15 protein-coding genes and 1 riboswitch are annotated in these 16744 nt (G+C 68.2%); of the genes, 6 read left to right on the forward strand and 9 right to left on the reverse strand.

The features are described from left to right. Window positions 1-2: 2 nt before the first annotated feature. The 4 genes from BACI71_RS16540 to BACI71_RS16555 form a co-directional block, all read right to left on the reverse strand. The gene (locus tag BACI71_RS16540) at window positions 3-785 is read right to left on the reverse strand and encodes an enoyl-CoA hydratase-related protein (RefSeq protein ID WP_159760479.1); all 783 of its coding nucleotides are present in this window, start codon (window positions 783-785) and stop codon (window positions 3-5) included. Continuing rightward, a complete protein-coding gene (mce, locus tag BACI71_RS16545; RefSeq protein WP_159760480.1) occupies window positions 782-1204 on the reverse strand; it encodes a methylmalonyl-CoA epimerase in 423 nt (140 codons plus the stop codon). Before mce ends, BACI71_RS16540 begins: the two co-directional genes overlap by 4 nt. A 108-nt stretch (window positions 1205-1312) precedes the next feature. Continuing rightward, on the reverse strand, window positions 1313-1582 hold the full coding sequence (locus BACI71_RS16550; protein ID WP_159761304.1) for a GIY-YIG nuclease family protein: 270 nt from the start codon (window positions 1580-1582) through the stop codon (window positions 1313-1315). Window positions 1583-1711: 129 nt separating this feature from the next. Continuing rightward, entirely contained in the window at window positions 1712-3238 is a 1527-nt protein-coding gene (locus tag BACI71_RS16555; RefSeq protein WP_159760481.1) for an acyl-CoA carboxylase subunit beta, read from the reverse strand. Window positions 3239-3505: 267 nt separating this feature from the next. On the opposite strand from BACI71_RS16555, the gene BACI71_RS16560 reads away from it, so the two are divergent. Next, on the forward strand, window positions 3506-4867 hold the full coding sequence (locus BACI71_RS16560; protein ID WP_236553028.1) for a helix-turn-helix domain-containing protein: 1362 nt from the start codon (window positions 3506-3508) through the stop codon (window positions 4865-4867). 83 nt (window positions 4868-4950) lie between these two features. After that, window positions 4951-6813 (forward strand): methyl-accepting chemotaxis protein, encoded by a 1863-nt coding sequence (locus tag BACI71_RS16565; protein WP_159760482.1) that lies wholly within the window; start codon window positions 4951-4953, stop codon window positions 6811-6813. 275 nt (window positions 6814-7088) lie between these two features. On the opposite strand, the gene BACI71_RS16570 is transcribed toward BACI71_RS16565, so the two are convergent. Continuing rightward, entirely contained in the window at window positions 7089-8759 is a 1671-nt protein-coding gene (locus tag BACI71_RS16570; RefSeq protein WP_159760483.1) for an amidohydrolase, read from the reverse strand. Window positions 8760-8782: 23 nt separating this feature from the next. On the opposite strand from BACI71_RS16570, the gene BACI71_RS16575 reads away from it, so the two are divergent. The 3 genes from BACI71_RS16575 to BACI71_RS16585 all read left to right on the forward strand — a co-directional run bounded on the left by BACI71_RS16575 (window position 8783) and on the right by BACI71_RS16585 (window position 11847). Beyond that, window positions 8783-9514 carry a DUF4163 domain-containing protein gene (locus BACI71_RS16575; RefSeq protein WP_236553029.1) on the forward strand — a complete coding sequence of 244 codons (732 nt, stop codon included), beginning with the start codon at window positions 8783-8785 and terminating at the stop codon, window positions 9512-9514. Window positions 9515-9713: 199 nt separating this feature from the next. Beyond that, window positions 9714-10955, forward strand: coding sequence for a threonine ammonia-lyase (locus BACI71_RS16580; protein WP_159760484.1), 1242 nt, complete (start codon window positions 9714-9716; stop codon window positions 10953-10955). 133 nt (window positions 10956-11088) lie between these two features. Then, the gene (locus BACI71_RS16585; protein ID WP_159760485.1) at window positions 11089-11847 is read left to right on the forward strand and encodes an arginyltransferase; all 759 of its coding nucleotides are present in this window, start codon (window positions 11089-11091) and stop codon (window positions 11845-11847) included. 221 nt (window positions 11848-12068) lie between these two features. Here the strand turns inward: BACI71_RS16585 and BACI71_RS16590 are convergent, their stop codons facing one another. After that, window positions 12069-13118, reverse strand: a complete 1050-nt coding sequence (locus BACI71_RS16590; protein ID WP_159760486.1) for a threonine aldolase family protein — start codon at window positions 13116-13118, stop codon at window positions 12069-12071. A 55-nt stretch (window positions 13119-13173) separates the two neighbouring features. Then, window positions 13174-13279, reverse strand: a riboswitch (SAM-I-IV-variant riboswitch). A 28-nt stretch (window positions 13280-13307) separates the two neighbouring features. Further along, a complete protein-coding gene (locus tag BACI71_RS16595; protein ID WP_159760487.1) occupies window positions 13308-14108 on the reverse strand; it encodes a transglutaminase family protein in 801 nt (266 codons plus the stop codon). On the opposite strand from BACI71_RS16595, the gene BACI71_RS16600 reads away from it, so the two are divergent. Next, the gene (locus BACI71_RS16600) at window positions 14107-14325 is read left to right on the forward strand and encodes a hypothetical protein (RefSeq protein ID WP_159760488.1); all 219 of its coding nucleotides are present in this window, start codon (window positions 14107-14109) and stop codon (window positions 14323-14325) included. The two genes, BACI71_RS16595 and BACI71_RS16600, sit on opposite strands and share 2 nt — an antisense overlap. Here BACI71_RS16600 and BACI71_RS16605 read toward each other — a convergent pair. Further along, entirely contained in the window at window positions 14312-15247 is a 936-nt protein-coding gene (locus tag BACI71_RS16605) for an alpha-E domain-containing protein (RefSeq protein WP_159760489.1), read from the reverse strand. The genes BACI71_RS16600 and BACI71_RS16605 overlap by 14 nt on opposite strands. After that, window positions 15247-16740, reverse strand: coding sequence for a circularly permuted type 2 ATP-grasp protein (locus BACI71_RS16610; protein WP_159760490.1), 1494 nt, complete (start codon window positions 16738-16740; stop codon window positions 15247-15249). The genes BACI71_RS16605 and BACI71_RS16610 overlap by 1 nt, the downstream gene beginning before the upstream one ends. Window positions 16741-16744: the final 4 nt, after the last annotated feature.

The following is a 16744-nucleotide window of genomic DNA, read 5'->3' on the forward strand; positions in this document are numbered from 1 at the left end:
GCTCAGCGGCCCTCGAACACCGGCTGGCGCTTCTCGACGAACGCGCGCACCGCCTCGGCGAAGTCGCGGGTGTGGCCGGCGCGGGTCTGGTTCTCGCGCTCGACCGCCAGCGACTGGTCAAGGTCGAGCGACAGCGCGGCGGCGACCTGCTTTCGGATCATCCCGATAGCGACGGACGGCCCGGCCGCGAGCTTTGCGGCGAGCTGCTGCGTTTGCCCGAGCACCTGCGCATCGTCGACGACGCGCGTCACCAGCCCGGCGGCGAGCGCTTCCTCGGCCGACACGCGCTCGCCGAGCAGCGCCATCTCCAGCGCCCTGGTGCGCCCCGCCGCCTTGGCGACCAGCCACGTCGCCCCGGCGTCGGGGACCAGCCCGATGTTGACGAAGGCGAGCAGCACATAGGCCGAGCGCGCCATCACGCTGATATCGCCGAGCAACGCCAGCCCGAGCCCCGCGCCGACCGCCGGGCCGTTGATCGCGGTGAGGAACGGCACGTCGAGCGCGGCGATCTTGCGGACGAAGGGGTTGTAGCTGGTGTCGAGCGACTCGCCGAGATCGCGCGGCATCGGCGCGCCGCCGTCGCCGACCAGATCAGCGCCCGAGCAGAAGGCGCCGTCGGTGCCGGTCAGCACGATCGCGCGCGCGCCTTGCTCCAGCGCGACGTCGATCGCGGCCGTCAGCTCGGCGAAGACGCGCGGGGTGAGCGCGTTCATCCGCGTGGGCCGGTCGATCGCGAGCGTCGCGACGCGATCGGTGAGGTCAAAGGTGATCGTCTCGTAGGTCAATGCGCGCCCTCCTGCGGCGTTTCCATCAGTTCGACCAGCACGCCGCCCATGCCGCGCGGGTGGACGAAGACGATCGGCGTGCCATGCGCGCCAATGCGCGGTTCGCCTAGGATCGTCGCGCCTTTTGCGGTGAGGTCGGCGATGGCGGCGTGGATGTCGGGGACCTCGAAACAGACATGGTGCTGGCCGCCGGCGGGGTTCTTCTTGAGGAAGCCGGCGATCGGTGACGTGTCGTCACAGGGTTCGATCAGCTCGATCTGCGTGTTGGGCGCGTCGATAAAGCACACCTTCACGCCCTGCGCAGGCAGGTCGAACGGCTCACCGATCGCCTCCGCGCCGAGCAGGGTGCGGTAGGTCTCGATCGCGCGGGCGATTGACGGCGTGGCGATGCCAACGTGGTTGAGGCGGCCAAGGGTCATCGCACCGTCTCCGTCATTGCGAGCGTAGCGAAGCAATCCAGTGTTCCGCGCGACGCCCTGGATTGCTTCGCTGCGCTCGCAATGACGGATCGGATATGTGTCATGTCGTTATCCATGGGCGATCTGTTCGTAGAGGTCGTGCCATTGCGGGTTCATCGCTTCGATCAACGCCATCTTCTTTGCGCGAGAACCGTTCTTGATTTGCTTCTCGCGGGCGATCGCCGCATCCATCGTGTCGGCGAACTCAAACCAGACCAGCAGCTTGCAGCCGTATTGTTGCGTGAAGCCTTCCACCACGCCTTCACGATGCTGCCACACGCGTTGCGCGAGGTTCGACGTGACGCCGGCGTAGAGCGTGCCATTGCGTCGACTGGCCATGATGTAGACCGCCGGCTGCTTCACGCCGCCATCTCGTCATGGCGAGCGCAGCGACGCCATTCAGTGTTCCGCACAACGCCCTGGATTGCTTCCCCCGGCTCAAGGCCGGGGTCGCAGTGACGGAGGGGATCACAGCGGAATGTTGTCATGCTTCTTCCACGGATTCTCCAGCGCCTTGTTGCGCAGCTTGCGCAGGCCGAGCGCGATGCGGCGGCGGGTGGAATGGGGCTGGATCACTTCGTCGATGAAGCCCTTGCTCGCCGCGACGAAGGGATTGGCGAAGCGTGCTTCATATTCGGCGGTGCGCTCGGCGATCTCCTCCGGCGTGCGGCCGCGGAAGATGATCTCGACCGCGCCCTTCGCGCCCATCACCGCGATCTCGGCGGTTGGCCACGCATAGTTCAGATCGCCGCGCAAGTGCTTGGAGGCCATGACGTCATACGCGCCGCCATAGGCCTTGCGGGTGATGACGGTGATCTTGGGCACGGTCGCCTCGGCATAGGCGAACAGCAGTTTCGCACCGTGCTTGATGATGCCGTTATGCTCCTGCGCGGTGCCGGGCAGGAAGCCGGGTACGTCGACGAAAGTAACGATCGGGATCTCGAACGCGTCGCAGAACCGCACGAAGCGCGCTGCCTTGCGGCTCGAATTGATGTCGAGAACGCCGGCCAGCACCATCGGCTGGTTGGCGACGAAGCCGACGGTGCGCCCTTCGATGCGTCCGAAGCCGCAGATGATGTTGCCGCCATGCGCGGGCTGGATCTCGAAGAAATCGCCCTCGTCGACGACCTTCGCGAGCAGCTCGTGCATGTCATAGGGCTGGTTGGCCTTCGCGGGGATCAGCGTGTCGAGCCCGTGCTCGGCGCGGTCCCACGGATCGTCGGTCGGGCGCTCGGGCACGCCCTCGCGGTTCGAGGACGGCAGGAAGTCGATGAAGTCGCGCGCCGCCAGCAACGCCTCGATGTCATTTTCGAAGGCGACATCGGCGACGCTGGTCTTCGTGGTGTGCGTCACTGCGCCACCCAGCGCCTCCTGCGTGACGACCTCGTTGGTCACGGTCTTCACGACATCGGGGCCGGTGACGAACATGTAGCTCGAATCCTTCACCATGAAGATGAAGTCGGTCATCGCCGGCGAATAGACCGCCCCGCCCGCGCACGGCCCCATGATGAGGCTGAGCTGCGGCACGACGCCGCTCGCCAGCACGTTGCGCTGGAACACCTCGGCATAGCCGCCGAGCGACGCGACGCCCTCCTGGATGCGCGCGCCGCCCGAATCGTTGAGGCCGATGACGGGGGCGCCGACCTTCAGCGCCATGTCCATGATCTTGCAGATCTTCTGTGCGTGACGTTCGGAGAGCGAGCCGCCGAAGACGGTGAAATCCTGCGAAAAGACGAACACCAGCCGCCCGTTGATCGTCCCCGATCCGGTGACGACGCCGTCGCCGGGTACGATCTGATCCTGCATTCCGAAATCAGTGCAATTGTGCTCGACGAACATATCGAGCTCCTCGAAGCTGCCTTCGTCGAGCAACACATCGAGCCGCTCGCGCGCGGTCAGCTTGCCCTTGGCGTGCTGCGCATCGACGCGCTTCTGCCCGCCACCGGCGCGCGCCGCGGCGCGGCGGTTCTCGAGTTCGGCGATCGTCGATGACATCTTTCTCTCCCGGACGCGGACGGCGTTGTGCCCGGCGCGCGGCGGCGGGGCAAATGTGAAGTTGTGAACTTGCGAAGGGCATCCTTGCAAACGCCCGTCGCTCCTGCGTAGGCAGGAGCCTATGGCTGTCGATTGCTCGTGGATTATCGACACATTCGCCGCGCCGAGTGTGTCCGAGCGGGCGCGGCACGATACAGACATGGGCCCCTGCCTTCGCAGGGGCGACGGTGGCCTTCGCGACGGTGGCGTGCGCAGGAGCGACGGGAAGTGAAGGCGCGTCTCTACGCCGGGGCACAGTTGCGGGCGTTGCGGGCGGCGGCGCAGCTCAACCAGCGTGCGATGGCGGCGCGGCTGGGACTGTCGGTCAGCTACCTTTCGCAGCTCGAAAGCGACGAGCGCCCGCTGACCGCGGCGGTGAGCGCGGCACTGGCGCAGCATTTCCCCGCCGCGCTCGCCGACATCGAGGGCGCGGTACCGGCGCGGCGGCTGGTGGCGTTGCGGGAGGCGCTCGCCGACCCGGTGGTGGCGCCGCTGCCGCCCGAAGAGATCGCGCAGCTGGCGGAGGAGCGCCCGGCGCTCGCCGACCGGCTGATCGCGCTCCACGCCGCCAAGCGCGCCGCCGAGGAACGCGTCGCGCTTGCCGAGGAGGCGCTGACCGCCGGGGTCGGCGCGCGCTTGCCGTGGGAGGCGGTGCGCGACTGGTTTCACGAATCGGGCAATTACATCGATCCGCTCGACCGCGCCGCCGAGGGGTGGGCGCAGGCGTATGGCGCGGCGGCGATCGAGGACGCGCTGGCCGCACACGGCGTGACGCTGGCCGCCGAGGCGCAGGAGGATGCCCCGCTCGCGCGCTTCGACGGCGGGGTGCTGCGGCTCAACGCCGCGCTGCCGCCGGAAAGCCGCCGCTTCCTGATCGCGCACCGCGTTGCCGCACTCGCCTTCGCCACGCCGATCGCGGCGATCGTCGCCGGCTCCGGGCTGGCGCAGCCCGAGGCACGGCGGCTGCTTGCGATCGGGCTCGCCAATTACGCGGCGGGGGCAATGCTGATGCCCTATCACGCGTTCCGCGAGGCGGCGCGCGCGCTGCGCCACGACATCGACCGGCTGTCGCGGCGGTTCGGCACCAGCTTCGAACAGGCGTGCCACCGGCTTTCGACGCTGCAACGCCCCGGCGCAGCGGGCATCCCCTTCTATTTCTGTCGGGTCGACATGGCGGGCAACATCACCAAGCGCCATTCCGCCACGCGGCTGCAATTCGCCCGCTTCGGCGGTGCCTGCCCGCTGTGGCACGTCCATGAAGCGGTCGCGATCCCCGACCGCATCCTCGTGCAACATGCCGAGACGCCGGACGGCGTGCGCTACGTCTCGATGGCCAAGGGGCTGGTCAAGCCGTCGGGCCGCTACGCGCGCGCGCCACGCCGCTATGCCGTCGCGCTGGGGTGCGAGGCGGCGCATGCTGCCGACTTCGTCTATGCCGATGCGGTCGACCTGCGCGCGGCTACCCCGATCGGGATCAGTTGCCGGCTTTGTCCGCGATCGGATTGTGACCAGCGCGCCTTTCCGCCCACCGACCGCGCGATCGCGGTTGAGGCCGACGTTCGCGGGGTCGTTCCCTATCGGGTCATCTAGAGCGGGTTACGCACTTAACGCGACCTAAAGCTGTCGTCGTTAATCGTGCCACGACTCAAGACGAGTCCGTGAAGGCGGTGGAAATGAAAAATCTGGCGATCGGCCGCAAACTATTGCTCGCTTTCGGCATCCTTGCGCTCGCGCTGGTGGCAATGGCCGGCATGTCGCTGTGGACGCAGGGCAAGCTGAACCACGCGACCGAGGTGCTGGGCAAGGAGCGTCGCGACAAGCTGGTCGCGATCGCCACGATCAACACCGCCACCTCGGATTATCGCATCGCCGAGGCGACCGTGATCCTGTCGGTCGAGCCCGACAAGATCAGCCAGGCCGGCCGCACCGCCGACGCGCAGATCGCCCTGATCGACAAGAACCTCGTGTTCCTTGACAAGGCGCTGACCAATCCGAAGGCGCGCGCGTCGGTAACGCGCTTTCGGACCCTGTGGACCGCGTTCATCCAGCGCTCCGACGTCACGCGCCGGCTGGGCGAGGCCAATCGCAACGAAGAGGCGATGCAAACCTTCCGGGCCAGCCAGTCGTTGTTCGATCGCGCCAATGCCGAGGCCGCGACATCGCAGGACATTCAGGTCAGCCTGATGGACAAGGAGATGGAAAAGGCGCGAACGCTCTACGCCTTCTCGCGCGCGACGGCGGTGGGGCTGGTGCTCGCGGCGCTGGCGCTCGCCGGGGTGCTGCTCACCGCGTTGATCCGGGGCATCGCCACCCCGATCAAGGCGATGACGGAGGCGCTGGGCAAGCTGGCGGCAGGCGACCTGAACGCCCAGGTCGCGGTCGACGAGCGCGCCGACGAGGTCGGGCAGCTGGCCAAGGTGATGGTGCAGTTCCGCAACCAGCTCGCCGCCGCCGAGCGCGCCAAGGAAGAGCAGACCGCGCTGATCGTCGACAATATCGGCCGCGGGCTGAGCGCGCTGGCGCAGGGCGACCTGACCGCGCGGATCGATGCCGAGCTGACCGGGCCGTTCGCCAAGCTGAAGAGCGACTTTAACGGCGCGATGACCGCGGTGTCGGCAGCCATGGCGGCAGTATCGACCAGCGCGACCGGGATCACCAATGGCGCCAACGACATCCGGCAAGCGTCCGACGACCTGTCGCAGCGCACCGAGCAGCAGGCCGCCTCGCTGGAGGAAACCGCCGCGGCAATGCACGAGATCACGACGACGGTGAAGGAAACCGCCGAAACCGCGTCGCGCGCCGATGCCGTGGTGGTCGAGACGCGCCGCGATGCCGAGGCGTCGGGCGACGTGGTGCGCCGCGCGGTCGAGGCGATGAACGGCATCGAGCGCTCGTCGAGCGAGATCAGCGAGATCATCGCGGTGATCGACGGCATCGCGTTCCAGACCAACCTGCTGGCGCTCAACGCGGGTGTCGAGGCGGCGCGCGCCGGCGATGCGGGCAAGGGCTTCGCCGTGGTCGCCAGCGAGGTGCGCGCGCTGGCGCAGCGCTCGGCCGACGCCGCCAAGGACGTCAAGACCAAGATCAACGCCTCGTCTGAGCAGGTCGATCTCGGCGTGGAGCTGGTGGCCGAAGCGGGCGCGGCGTTGCAGCGGATCACGTCGCGGATCGGCGAGATCAGCACGCTCGTCGGCACCATCGCTTCGGCTGCCGAGCAACAGGCGACGGGCCTGCAACAGGTCAACACCGCTGTCTCCGAGATGGACGGGGTGACGCAGCAGAACGCCGCGATGGTCGAGGAAGCGACCGCGGCGGCGCGCAGCCTGGTCGACGAAACCGACGTGATGGCGCGTGAGGTCGGGCGGTTCCGCCTGGCGGCAGGGGCGACGGGAGCAACGGGCCACATCACGCCCCCTGCCTCGCCGGTCCACCAGTTGCAGGCGCGCGCGGCGCAGGCCGGCGCCCGGATCGCCGCCAGCGCGCGGAGCCGCGGCGCGGCGGCGGTGGCGGTACAGGGCGACTGGTCGGAGTTCTGAACCGACGTCGCCTGACCCCCGGCTTACCTTCGGCCTACCGAAGCGGAGCCGGCGCCCCAGTTCTTCTGGCTGGCGGCTCAGGTGAAGAACGCCAACGATCGTCGTTGCGAGCGTAGCGAAGCAAGCCAGGGCATCCTGATCCGGCTCTGGGTTGCTTTGCTACGCTCGCAATGACGGATCAATTTTCCGCCATCACGCACCTTCGAGCCGCGGAGAAGAACCGGGACCCCGGATCAAGTCCGGGGCGACGGCTACGGTCGGGCTGCGACGATAGCCTACTTCCGCTCCCACGCCCGTGTGCCGCCGATCCACGTTTCCAGCACCTTGGTCCGGCGCAGGTCCGCCGGCGTCGCGGTCATCGGATCGCGGTCGAGCAGCAGGAAGTCGGCGCGCTGCCCCGGTGCGAGCGTCCCGAACTTCTGCTCGGCGAACCCGGCGTAGCTCGCACCGCCCGTGTACGCCCACCACGCCTGTTCGCGTGACACCGCCTGTTCGGGATGCCAGCCGCCGACCGGCTGACCCTCGGCATCGGTGCGCGTGAACGCCGCCGCCCAGCCCGCCCACGGATCGGGCTTCTCGACCGGTGCGTCGGAGCCGAATGCGAGCGTCGCGCCGTCGTCGAGCAGCGTCTTCCACGCATAGGCGCCCGTCAGCCGCGCTTGCCCGAGCCGTGCCTCCGCCATCACGCGGTCGCTGGTCTGGTGGGTCGGCTGCATCGAGGCGACGATGTGGTATTTGCCGAACGCCGCCATATCGACCGGATCGACGATCTGCGCATGTTCGATCCGCCAGCGCCGGTCGCCCTTGTACGTCTCGGACAGTTCGGCAATCGCATCGAGGACCTGCTTGTCGGCGCGGTCGCCGATCGCATGGACCGCGACCTGATAGCCGTCCATCGCGGCGCGGCTCATGATGTTCTGCAACTGGTCGTCGGCGAGGAAGCCGAGCCCGCGCTGCCCCGGCGCATCGGCGTAATCGGCCTTCAGCCACGCACCGCGCGACCCCAGCGCGCCATCGGCATAGAGCTTGACCCCCTCCAGCCGCAAGCGGTCGTCGTACAGCCACGGCGTCGGGCCGGTGCCGCCGATCGTCACCGCATTGTCGATGCCGAGGCCATAGGACATGATGCGGACGCGCAAGGCGTTGATGTCCCCCATCCGGCGATAGGTCATCCAGTCGTCGACGCTGGTCCCCATGTCGGCGATCGCGGTGACGCCATAGCCGAGCAGGATCTGCTGCGCCTTGAGGAAAGCGGCGGTGCGGTCCTTGGGGCTGACCTTGGGGACGACGCGCCCGACCAGCTCCTTGGCGCGGTCGACCAGCACGCCGAGCGGCTTTTCGACGCGCCCGCCCGCCGGCGCAGCAGTGGCGGCGGTGACGCCCGCCAGCTTGAGCGCGGCGCTGTTCGCCCAGCCGGCATGGCCGTCGGCGCGCGCCAGCCACACCGGGCGGTCACCGACCACCGTGTCGAGATCGGCGGCGGTCGGAAAGCGCCCGAGTTGCCACACTTCCTGGTTCCAGCCACGCCCGATGATCCATTGCCGGTCCGGGTTGGCGCGCGCGTATTCCGCGATCTTCGCCTTTGCTTCGTCGAGCGAGCGCGTATCGGACAGATCTAGCGTCAGCGCCGCCAGCCCCAGCTCGATGACATGGCCGTGCGCGTCGATCATGCCGGGCACCAGCACGCGCCCCTTCATGTCGGCGCGCCAGTCGTAGCGGGGCCCCGGGTTCTTCTTGGTCGGCTTGGGCGGCTGCTCGTCGGGGGCGATCAGGCGGACGACCTTGCCCTGCGCGTCGATCACCATCGCCTTGAAGCGCACCACCTGTCGGTCGCGGTTGAGCGTCAGGCCGTTGACGTTGTCGATCAGCGCGTCGGCACCTGCGGGCAGCGTCGTCGCAAGGCCGGCGAGCGCCGCCAGCGCGGCGGTGAGATGGCGTCGGTTCATGTCCGCTGCCATATGGAACCGGCATGGCTTTGGCGAGGGATGTCATGCGGCGGGTAATGGGGTTGATCTTGCTGGCATTGGCGGTGCCGGCGGCGGCGCAGACGAAGGTGGCGGAGAAGACTGCCGCGCTCGATTTCTCCTACGCCTATCCCGCCGCCGCCGCGCGGATCGCGCCGCTGCGCCGCTGGCTGGAGGCGGATCGCGCGCGGCTGCGGACCCGCGCCGCCGGGCTGGCGGCCGAGGACCGCCGCGACACGGCGAAAAGCAAGTTTCCCTTCCACCGGCATGACGCCACGCGCGAATGGAAGGTGGTGACCGAGACGCCGCGCCTGCTGAGCCTGTCGGGCGAAAGCTACAGCTTCACCGGCGGCGCGCATGGCAATACCGTGCTGGAACCGCTGGTGTGGGACAAGGCCACGGCGCGGCGGGTCGACCCGCGCGCGATGTTCGAGTCACCGGCGGCGATGCAGCGCGTGCTCGGCGCGGGCTGGTGCGCGTGGCTGAAGGGTGAGCGGCGGCGGCGACTGGGGAATGATCCGGGTGCGGACGACATCTTCCCGTGCCCGCCGGTATCGGACCTGACGGTGCTGCCGGGTTCGACCCACCGCCGCGCGATCGACCGCATCGGGCTGGTCGCCGGGCAATATGTCGCGGGCTCCTATGCCGAGGGGATGTACGAGATGACGGTGCCGGTGACCCCGGCCGTGCTGGCGATCGTGCGGCCCGAGTGGCGCGGGGTGTTCGCGGCGGAGTGACGTCGCCCCTGCGGAGGCAGGGGCCTATGGCTGCTTCGTGCGTCCGGGCATCTGACACGATGCAGGCGGATGGTGTGTCAGCCTTGTTCTTTAACCCGACAGACACGGGCCCCTGCCTGCGCAGGGGCGACGGCGGGTGGAGGCGTGTCGGTCGGGCGAGGGTGTTCCTTTCGCAACGGTGTTCCGCTACGCCCCCGCCATGGCAACCCAGCTCGCGTCCGCCCCGGCCCTTCCCGTCTCGATCGAGGACGTGCGCGCCGCGCAGATCCGCATCGGTGACGCGATCGTGCGGACGCCGACGCTGATCAGCCAGACGCTGTCCAAGCTGACCGGCGCGACCGTGTATCTGAAGTTCGAGAACCTGCAATTCACCGCCGCCTACAAGGAGCGCGGCGCGCTCAATACCTTGCTGCAACTGTCCGACGAGGCGCGCGCCAAGGGCGTGATCGCCGCGTCGGCGGGCAATCATGCGCAGGGGCTCGCCTATCACGGCAACCGGCTGGGCGTGCCGGTGACGATCGTGATGCCGCGCAACACGCCGGTGGTGAAGGTGGTGCAGACGCAGGGCCACGGCGCGACCGTAATCCTGGAGGGCGAGAATTTCGACTCCGCCTATGCCCATGCGCGGGTGCTGGAGGCGGAGCGCGGCTTCACGTTCGTCCACCCCTTCGACGATCCGCGGATCATCGCGGGTCAGGGCACCGTCGCGCTGGAGATGCTGGAGGAGCATCCCGAAATCGACCTGCTGGTGGTGCCGATCGGTGGTGGCGGGCTGATCTCGGGCATGGCGACCGTGGCGCGCGCCGCAGATCGTCGGATCGAGGTGGTCGGCGTCGAGGCCGAGCTGTATCCGTCGATGTACAATCGCATCAACGGCACCGACATGCCGTGCGCGGGCGACACGCTGGCGGAGGGGATCGCCGTCAAGGAGCCGGGCGGGATCACCTCGCAGATGGTCGCGCAGCTCGTCGACGATATCGTACTCGTCTCCGAACGCTATCTGGAGGAGGCGCTGAGCCTGTTGCTCCAGATCGAGAAGACCGTGGTCGAGGGGGCCGGGGCGGCGGGACTCGCCGCGCTGCTGGCGCATCCCGAGCGGTTCCGCGGGCGGACGATCGGCGTGGTGCTGTGCGGCGGCAATATCGACACGCGGCTGCTCGCCAACGTGCTGCTGCGCGATCTGGCGCGATCCGGACGGCTGGCGCGTTTGCGGCTGCGGCTGCAGGATCAGCCGGGCGCGCTCTATAATGTGATGCGGGTGTTCGATCGGGAGCGCGTCAACATCATCGAAATCTACCACCAGCGCGTGTTCACCACCTTGCCGGCCAAGGGCCTGATCACCGACATCGAATGCGAGGCGCGCGACCGCGCGCACCTCGACGGGCTGATGATCGCGCTGCGCGAGGCGGGGTTCGAGGTGAGCACCGTCGAGCTGGCCTGAAACGGGGCGCCGCCTTCATGGTAAAGCGGCTGGTCACCGGACGGGTGCCGTCGCATATGAAGACATTGCAGCACAGGCGCTTCGCGGCGAAGATGGGTGGTCAGATGGGCAGCGCAGGAAAGGGTCGGCACACATGACGGCACCGTTCCGCTTCCCGCGTTTCTTCGTCACCAGCCCGCAGCCGTGCCCGTATCTGCCCGGCCGGCAGGAGCGGAAGGTGTTCACCGAATTATCGGGCCCGGAGGCCGGCGAGCTGAACGACGCGCTCGGCCGGATCGGCTTCCGCCGCAGCCAGTCGGTCGCCTATCGCCCGAGCTGCGCGGGCTGTGCGGCGTGCGTCTCGGTGCGGGTGCGGACGCATGAGTTCGAGCCCAATGCGACGCAGCGCAAGCTGGTGCGCCGCCACGCCGACCTCGACGTTTCCGCGTGCCGGCCGTGGGCGACCGACGAGCAATATACGCTGATGCGCCGCTATCTGTCGGCGCGGCATCCCGGCGGCGGGATGGCGGCGATGGACGAAAGCGACTTCGCCGACATGATCGAGCATTCGCCGGTCAATTCGGTGGTGGTCGAGTATCGCGAGCCATCTAACGGAACGCGGCCGGGAAAGCTGGTCGGCTGCTGCCTGACCGACCGGCAGGCGGACGGGCTGTCGATGGTCTACAGCTTTTTCGACACCGATCAGGACGCGCGGCCCGCGCTCGGCAATTACATCATCCTCGACCATATCGCGCGCGCCCGCGAGGCAGGGCTGCCCTATGTGTACCTCGGTTACTGGGTGAAGGGGTCACAGCGGATGACGTACAAGACGCGCTATCGCCCGATCGAGATGCTCGGCACGCATGGCTGGGTGCTGATGCCGGAGGATGCGGCGGCGCCGGTATCCGTTTGATGATCGTCGTCCCGGACTTGATCCGGGACCCCGCTTCTTCTTGACCAGCGCGAAGGAAGCGGGACCCCGGATCAAGTCCGGGGTGACGGAAGAGGGGCAGAACGCGGCGCGCTTATGAATAGACGGCCGGACCTTATCCTGCCGTCATTGCGAGCGTAGCGAAGCAATCCATTGTCGGACCAGGACGCCCTGGGTTGCTTCGCTACGCTCGCAATGACGACTTACGCCAGCGCGCGCACTTCACACGCCGCATGGATGTCGGCCGCGAGTTCATCGACGCGCGCCGGATTGGCGTCCCACGCGAACATGAAGCGCGCGCCGCCGCCGATGAAGGTATAAAACCGCCAGCCACGCGCGCGCAGGTCGTCGAGCACCGCGTCAGGCGCGACGAGGAACACCGCATTGGCCTGCACCGGAAACAGCAGTTGCACAGCGGGGAGATCGGCGACCCGCGCCGCCAGCCGCTCGGCGCAGGCATTGCCATGTTCGGCATTGCGCAGCCATGCGCCGCTTTCGATCAGCCCGATCCAGGGTGCCGAAAGGAACCGCATCTTCGACGCGAGCTGCCCCGCCTGCTTGCAGCGATAATCGAAATCCTCGGCAAGCGCGCGGTCGAAGAAGATCACCGCCTCGCCGACCATCAGCCCGTTCTTGGTGCCGCCGAAGCACAGAACGTCGACCCCCGCCTCCCAGGTGATCGCCGCCGGCGTGCAGCCGAGCGCGGCGCAGGCATGGGCGAAGCGCGCGCCGTCCATGTGCAGCTTCAGCCCCAGCTCGCGGCAGACGGCCGAGATCGCCCGCACCTCGGCGACCGAATAGACCTGCCCGGTCTCGGTCGGCTGGGTGATCGTGACGACGCGCGGCTTGGGGAAGTGGATGTCGGAGCGGCTGTTGGCGAGCGTGCGGATCGCGTCGGGGGTCAGCTTGCCGTCGGCTGACGGGGCCAGCAGCAGCTTGGAACCGTTCGAGAAGAATTCGGGCGCGCCGCATTCGTCGGTTTCGACATGCGCCGCCGACGAGCAGATGACGCTGTGATAGCTCTGGCACAACGACGCGAGCGCAAGCGAATTGGCCGCCGTGCCGTTGAAGACGAAGAAGACCTCTGCATCGGTCTCGAACAACGTGCGGAAACTGTCCGACGCGCGCTGCGTCCAGCCATCATCGCCATAGGCGACTGCCGAGCCGGCATTGGCGGCAAGCATCGCCTCCAGCGCTTCCGGGCAGGCTCCGGCATAATTGTCGCTGGCGAATTGCTGGGGCTGGGTCGTCACGGTCGCTGATCCTGTTGCTCGGTTCGGGCATCAGGAGTCGAAACGACATGTGGCGAGGGGTCCCGTTGGTTGCCGGTCCGGCCACATCCCCCCGTTGCCGGAGGCGCCACCTTGCTCGGGAGCAGGTTGGCGTCGAACTACGTCGACTCTTGATGTTGGCGCGATCGGTATACGATCCGGTGGCTGCGGTCAATCCTGCCCGCTGACCTGCACCTCGACGTCGAGCCATTCGCGTCCTTCGCCCAGCCGCGAGCCCGCGACCGGCGAGCAACCCGCCGCGTCGAGCGCCACCGCCACGCGGACGTGGTGCGCCTCCGGCGAGCGGCCGAGCGTCGGGTCGAAGCCGATCCATCCGAGCCCCTCGACCCACGCGTCGGCCCAGCCGTGCGGGGTCGGTCGGCCGTTGGGCAGCATGTCGCAATAGCCGGTGACATAGCGGGCCGGGAAGCCGGCGGCGCGCGCGGCGGCGACGAAGACCTGCGCCAGATCACGCGCGGTGGCGGTCTCGCGGGCAAAGGCGGCGGTGACGGTCAGCCCGGCTTCGGGACGTCCGTCGACCAGCGTGAAACGCTCATGCACCGCGGCGTTGAGCGCATGGAGCGCGGCGACCGGCGCGCGCCCTTCGGTGGTCGCCTGCGCAAAGGCGGCGAGCGCGGCCTCGGCGTGCGTCGCGGGGGTGCTGCGCAAATACAGCGCGGCGGGCAACGGCTCGAACGTGCCGTGGAGCACGCCGCTCGACGAACTGGTCACCACCTCGCCCGAGACGCTGATCTCGATCCCCGACAGCGGTCCCTCGGCGTAGAGCATCGTCGTGATGTTGCCGAAGCCGTCGCGATGTTGACGCAGCCGCGCGTCGCAGTCGATGTTGATGTCCCATGCCGCAACCGTCTGGTCGTGCGTGTTGCGGGGGGTCATGCGCAGCAGTTGCACCACCCGGCCCTGCGGCGCGGTGAAGCGGTAGGTGGTGCGATGGTCGATGGTCAGGCGCATGGCGGGGTCACTCTGTTCGGCGGGAACCGGCGGCCGTTACCGCGAGCACGATGCAGTCGTTTCTCGGGCGATCGATCCGCTTGTTCGTCGCACCGGATTTGATCCGAAGCGACGCTTCAATCTCGCTCGCAGGGAAGAAGCGGGATTTATGATCAAGTCCGGGATGACGGAACAAGGCGCGGGAGCGATTGATGTCGAACGCCCTAATGAAACTTGAACTGCCGGCCGATCGCGTCGTGCAATTGCGCGTTTTCGACGATCAGGGCCTGAAGATGCTGGTGGAGCCCCGCGGCGATCACGTCGCCCGTCCGGGTGCGGGCCGCGCGGGCCTGCCGGGTGCGCGCCATCCGGTCCGCCTCACCCTGCGTGCCGCTGGCGCGGGCCAGTGCGGTCAGCGCCGCGACCGTTTCCTCGATCGAGGCGGCAAGGCTGCGCGGCAATTCCGCACGGCTGAGCAGCAGGTCGATGACGTTGGTCGGGTTGAGCCCGTCATTGTAGAGCCAGCGGAAGGCGGTGACCGCCGACACGGTCTGGAGGATCGTCGTCCATTGATCGCGATCGACCGTCCCGCCGACGCGCTCACCCTCCGGCAGCAGGATGTGATATTTGACGTCGAGCAGGCGCGCGGTGTTGTCGGTGCGCTCGACCGCCTGCCCGAGCCGGATGAACGAGGTCGTCTGGTTGCGGAGCATCCGGTGCACCGCCCCCTCGAAGCCGCGCGTCTCGGCCTTGACCGCATCGACCACGCCGAGCGTCGCGGTCGGATCGAGCCGCCCGATCCGCTCGTCGAAGATCAGCCACGCGCCGTTGATCGCCTGCCACGCCTCGCGGCTGAGCGCCGTGCGCACCGCGCGCGCATTGTCGCGCGCCATCGCGAGACAGCGCAGGATCGATCCGCGGTGCGTGCTGCTGTCCAGCAGGAAATGCGCGACCTCCTCGCGGCTGAGCGCGTGACTGCCGGCTGCGAAGGCGTCGGCTGTTTCGCTGACCGCGAGCGCGGTGCGCCACGCATCCTCGCCCGCCGAGCGCGGGGAGAGGACGTCGAGACGCAGCGTCGCCTCGATCAGCCGGGCGATGAAATCGGCGCGCTCGACATAGCGGCCGAGCCAGTAGAGCGAAGCGGCGGTACGGCTGAGCATCAGCGCGGCCCCTGCCCGAGCGTCTGCGTCATATTGCCCATCGTCTGGGTCATTCCGCGCGGCTCGTCCATCAGTACGAAACTGTCCTTGGTCCCGCCGCCCTGCGACGAGTTGACGACCAGCGACCCCTCGCGCAGCGCGACGCGGGTCAACCCGCCGGGGACGACCTGCACGCCCTTCGCGCCGGTCAGCACGAACGGGCGGAAGTCGACGTGGCGCGGTGCGACACCCTGTTCGACCAATGTCGGCACGGTCGACAGCGCCAGCGTCGGCTGCGCGATATAGCGTTCGGGCTCCGCGACCAGCGCCGCCCGGAAACGTTCGATCTCGGCCGACGAGGCGGTCGGGCCGACCAGCATCCCGTAACCGCCCGAGCCGTCGACCAGTTTGACGACCAGCTCATCGAGATGGTCGAGCACGTATTTCAACGCCTGCGGCTCGCGGCAGCGATAGGTCTCGACGTTCGGCAAGCGCGCGTCACCCCCCGAGTAATATTTCACGATCTCCGGCATGTAGCTGTAGATCGCCTTGTCGTCGGCGATGCCGTTGCCCGGCGCGTTGATGATCGCGACGTTGCCCGCCGCATAGGCCGCGATCAGCCCCGGCACGCCGAGCATCGAATCGGGTCGGAAGACGAGCGGGTCAAGATAATCGTCGTCGACGCGGCGGTAGATGACGTCGACGCGGACGCGCCCCTCGATGGTGCGCATGTAGACCACGTCGTCATCGACGACGAGGTCGGCGGCCTCGACCAGCTCGACCCCCATCGAGTCGGCGAGGAAGCTGTGCTCGTAATAGGCCGAATTGTAATGGCCGGGGGTCAGCACCACGCAGGTCGGGCGCGGGCCGCCGCACCCGCGCGGTGCGACCGAGCGCATCGTCTCCAGCAGTCGGTCGGGGTAGCTGTCAACCGCGGCGACGCGGAACTTCGCGAACAGCTCCGGGCAGAGCCGCACCATCGCCTCGCGGTTCTCCAGCATGTAGCTGACGCCGGAGGGCGTGCGGGCATTGTCCTCCAGCACGAAGAAATCGTCGGGGCCGGTGCGGACGAGGTCGATCCCGCAGATATGCGCCCAGACGTCGTGCGGCGGTCGGATGCCGGCAATCTCCGGGCGGAATTGCGCATTGCCGAGGATCAGGTCGGCGGGCAGCACGCCATCGCGCAGGATTTTCTGGTCGCCATAAATGTCGACAAGGAAGGCGTTGATCGCCTCCACGCGCTGGACCAGCCCTTCGGATAGCCGCGCCCACTCATCGGCGAGAAAGACCCGCGGTACGATGTCGAACGGAATGATCCGCTCGCCCGCCTCGCTCTCGCCGTAGACGGCAAAGGTAATGCCGAGCTGACGGAAGGTCGCCTCCGCCGATTGCTGGCGGCGACGCAGCTCGCCATCCGGCGTGTCGGCCAGCCAGCGACACAATTCCCGCAACTCGGGGCGCGCGCCGTCGACGCTGCTGGCCCCCATGATCTCGTCGAACGCTGCTGTCCCCATTTGT

Source organism: Sphingomonas sp. 8AM (assembly GCF_902506455.1).
Lineage (GTDB): Bacteria > Pseudomonadota > Alphaproteobacteria > Sphingomonadales > Sphingomonadaceae > Sphingomonas.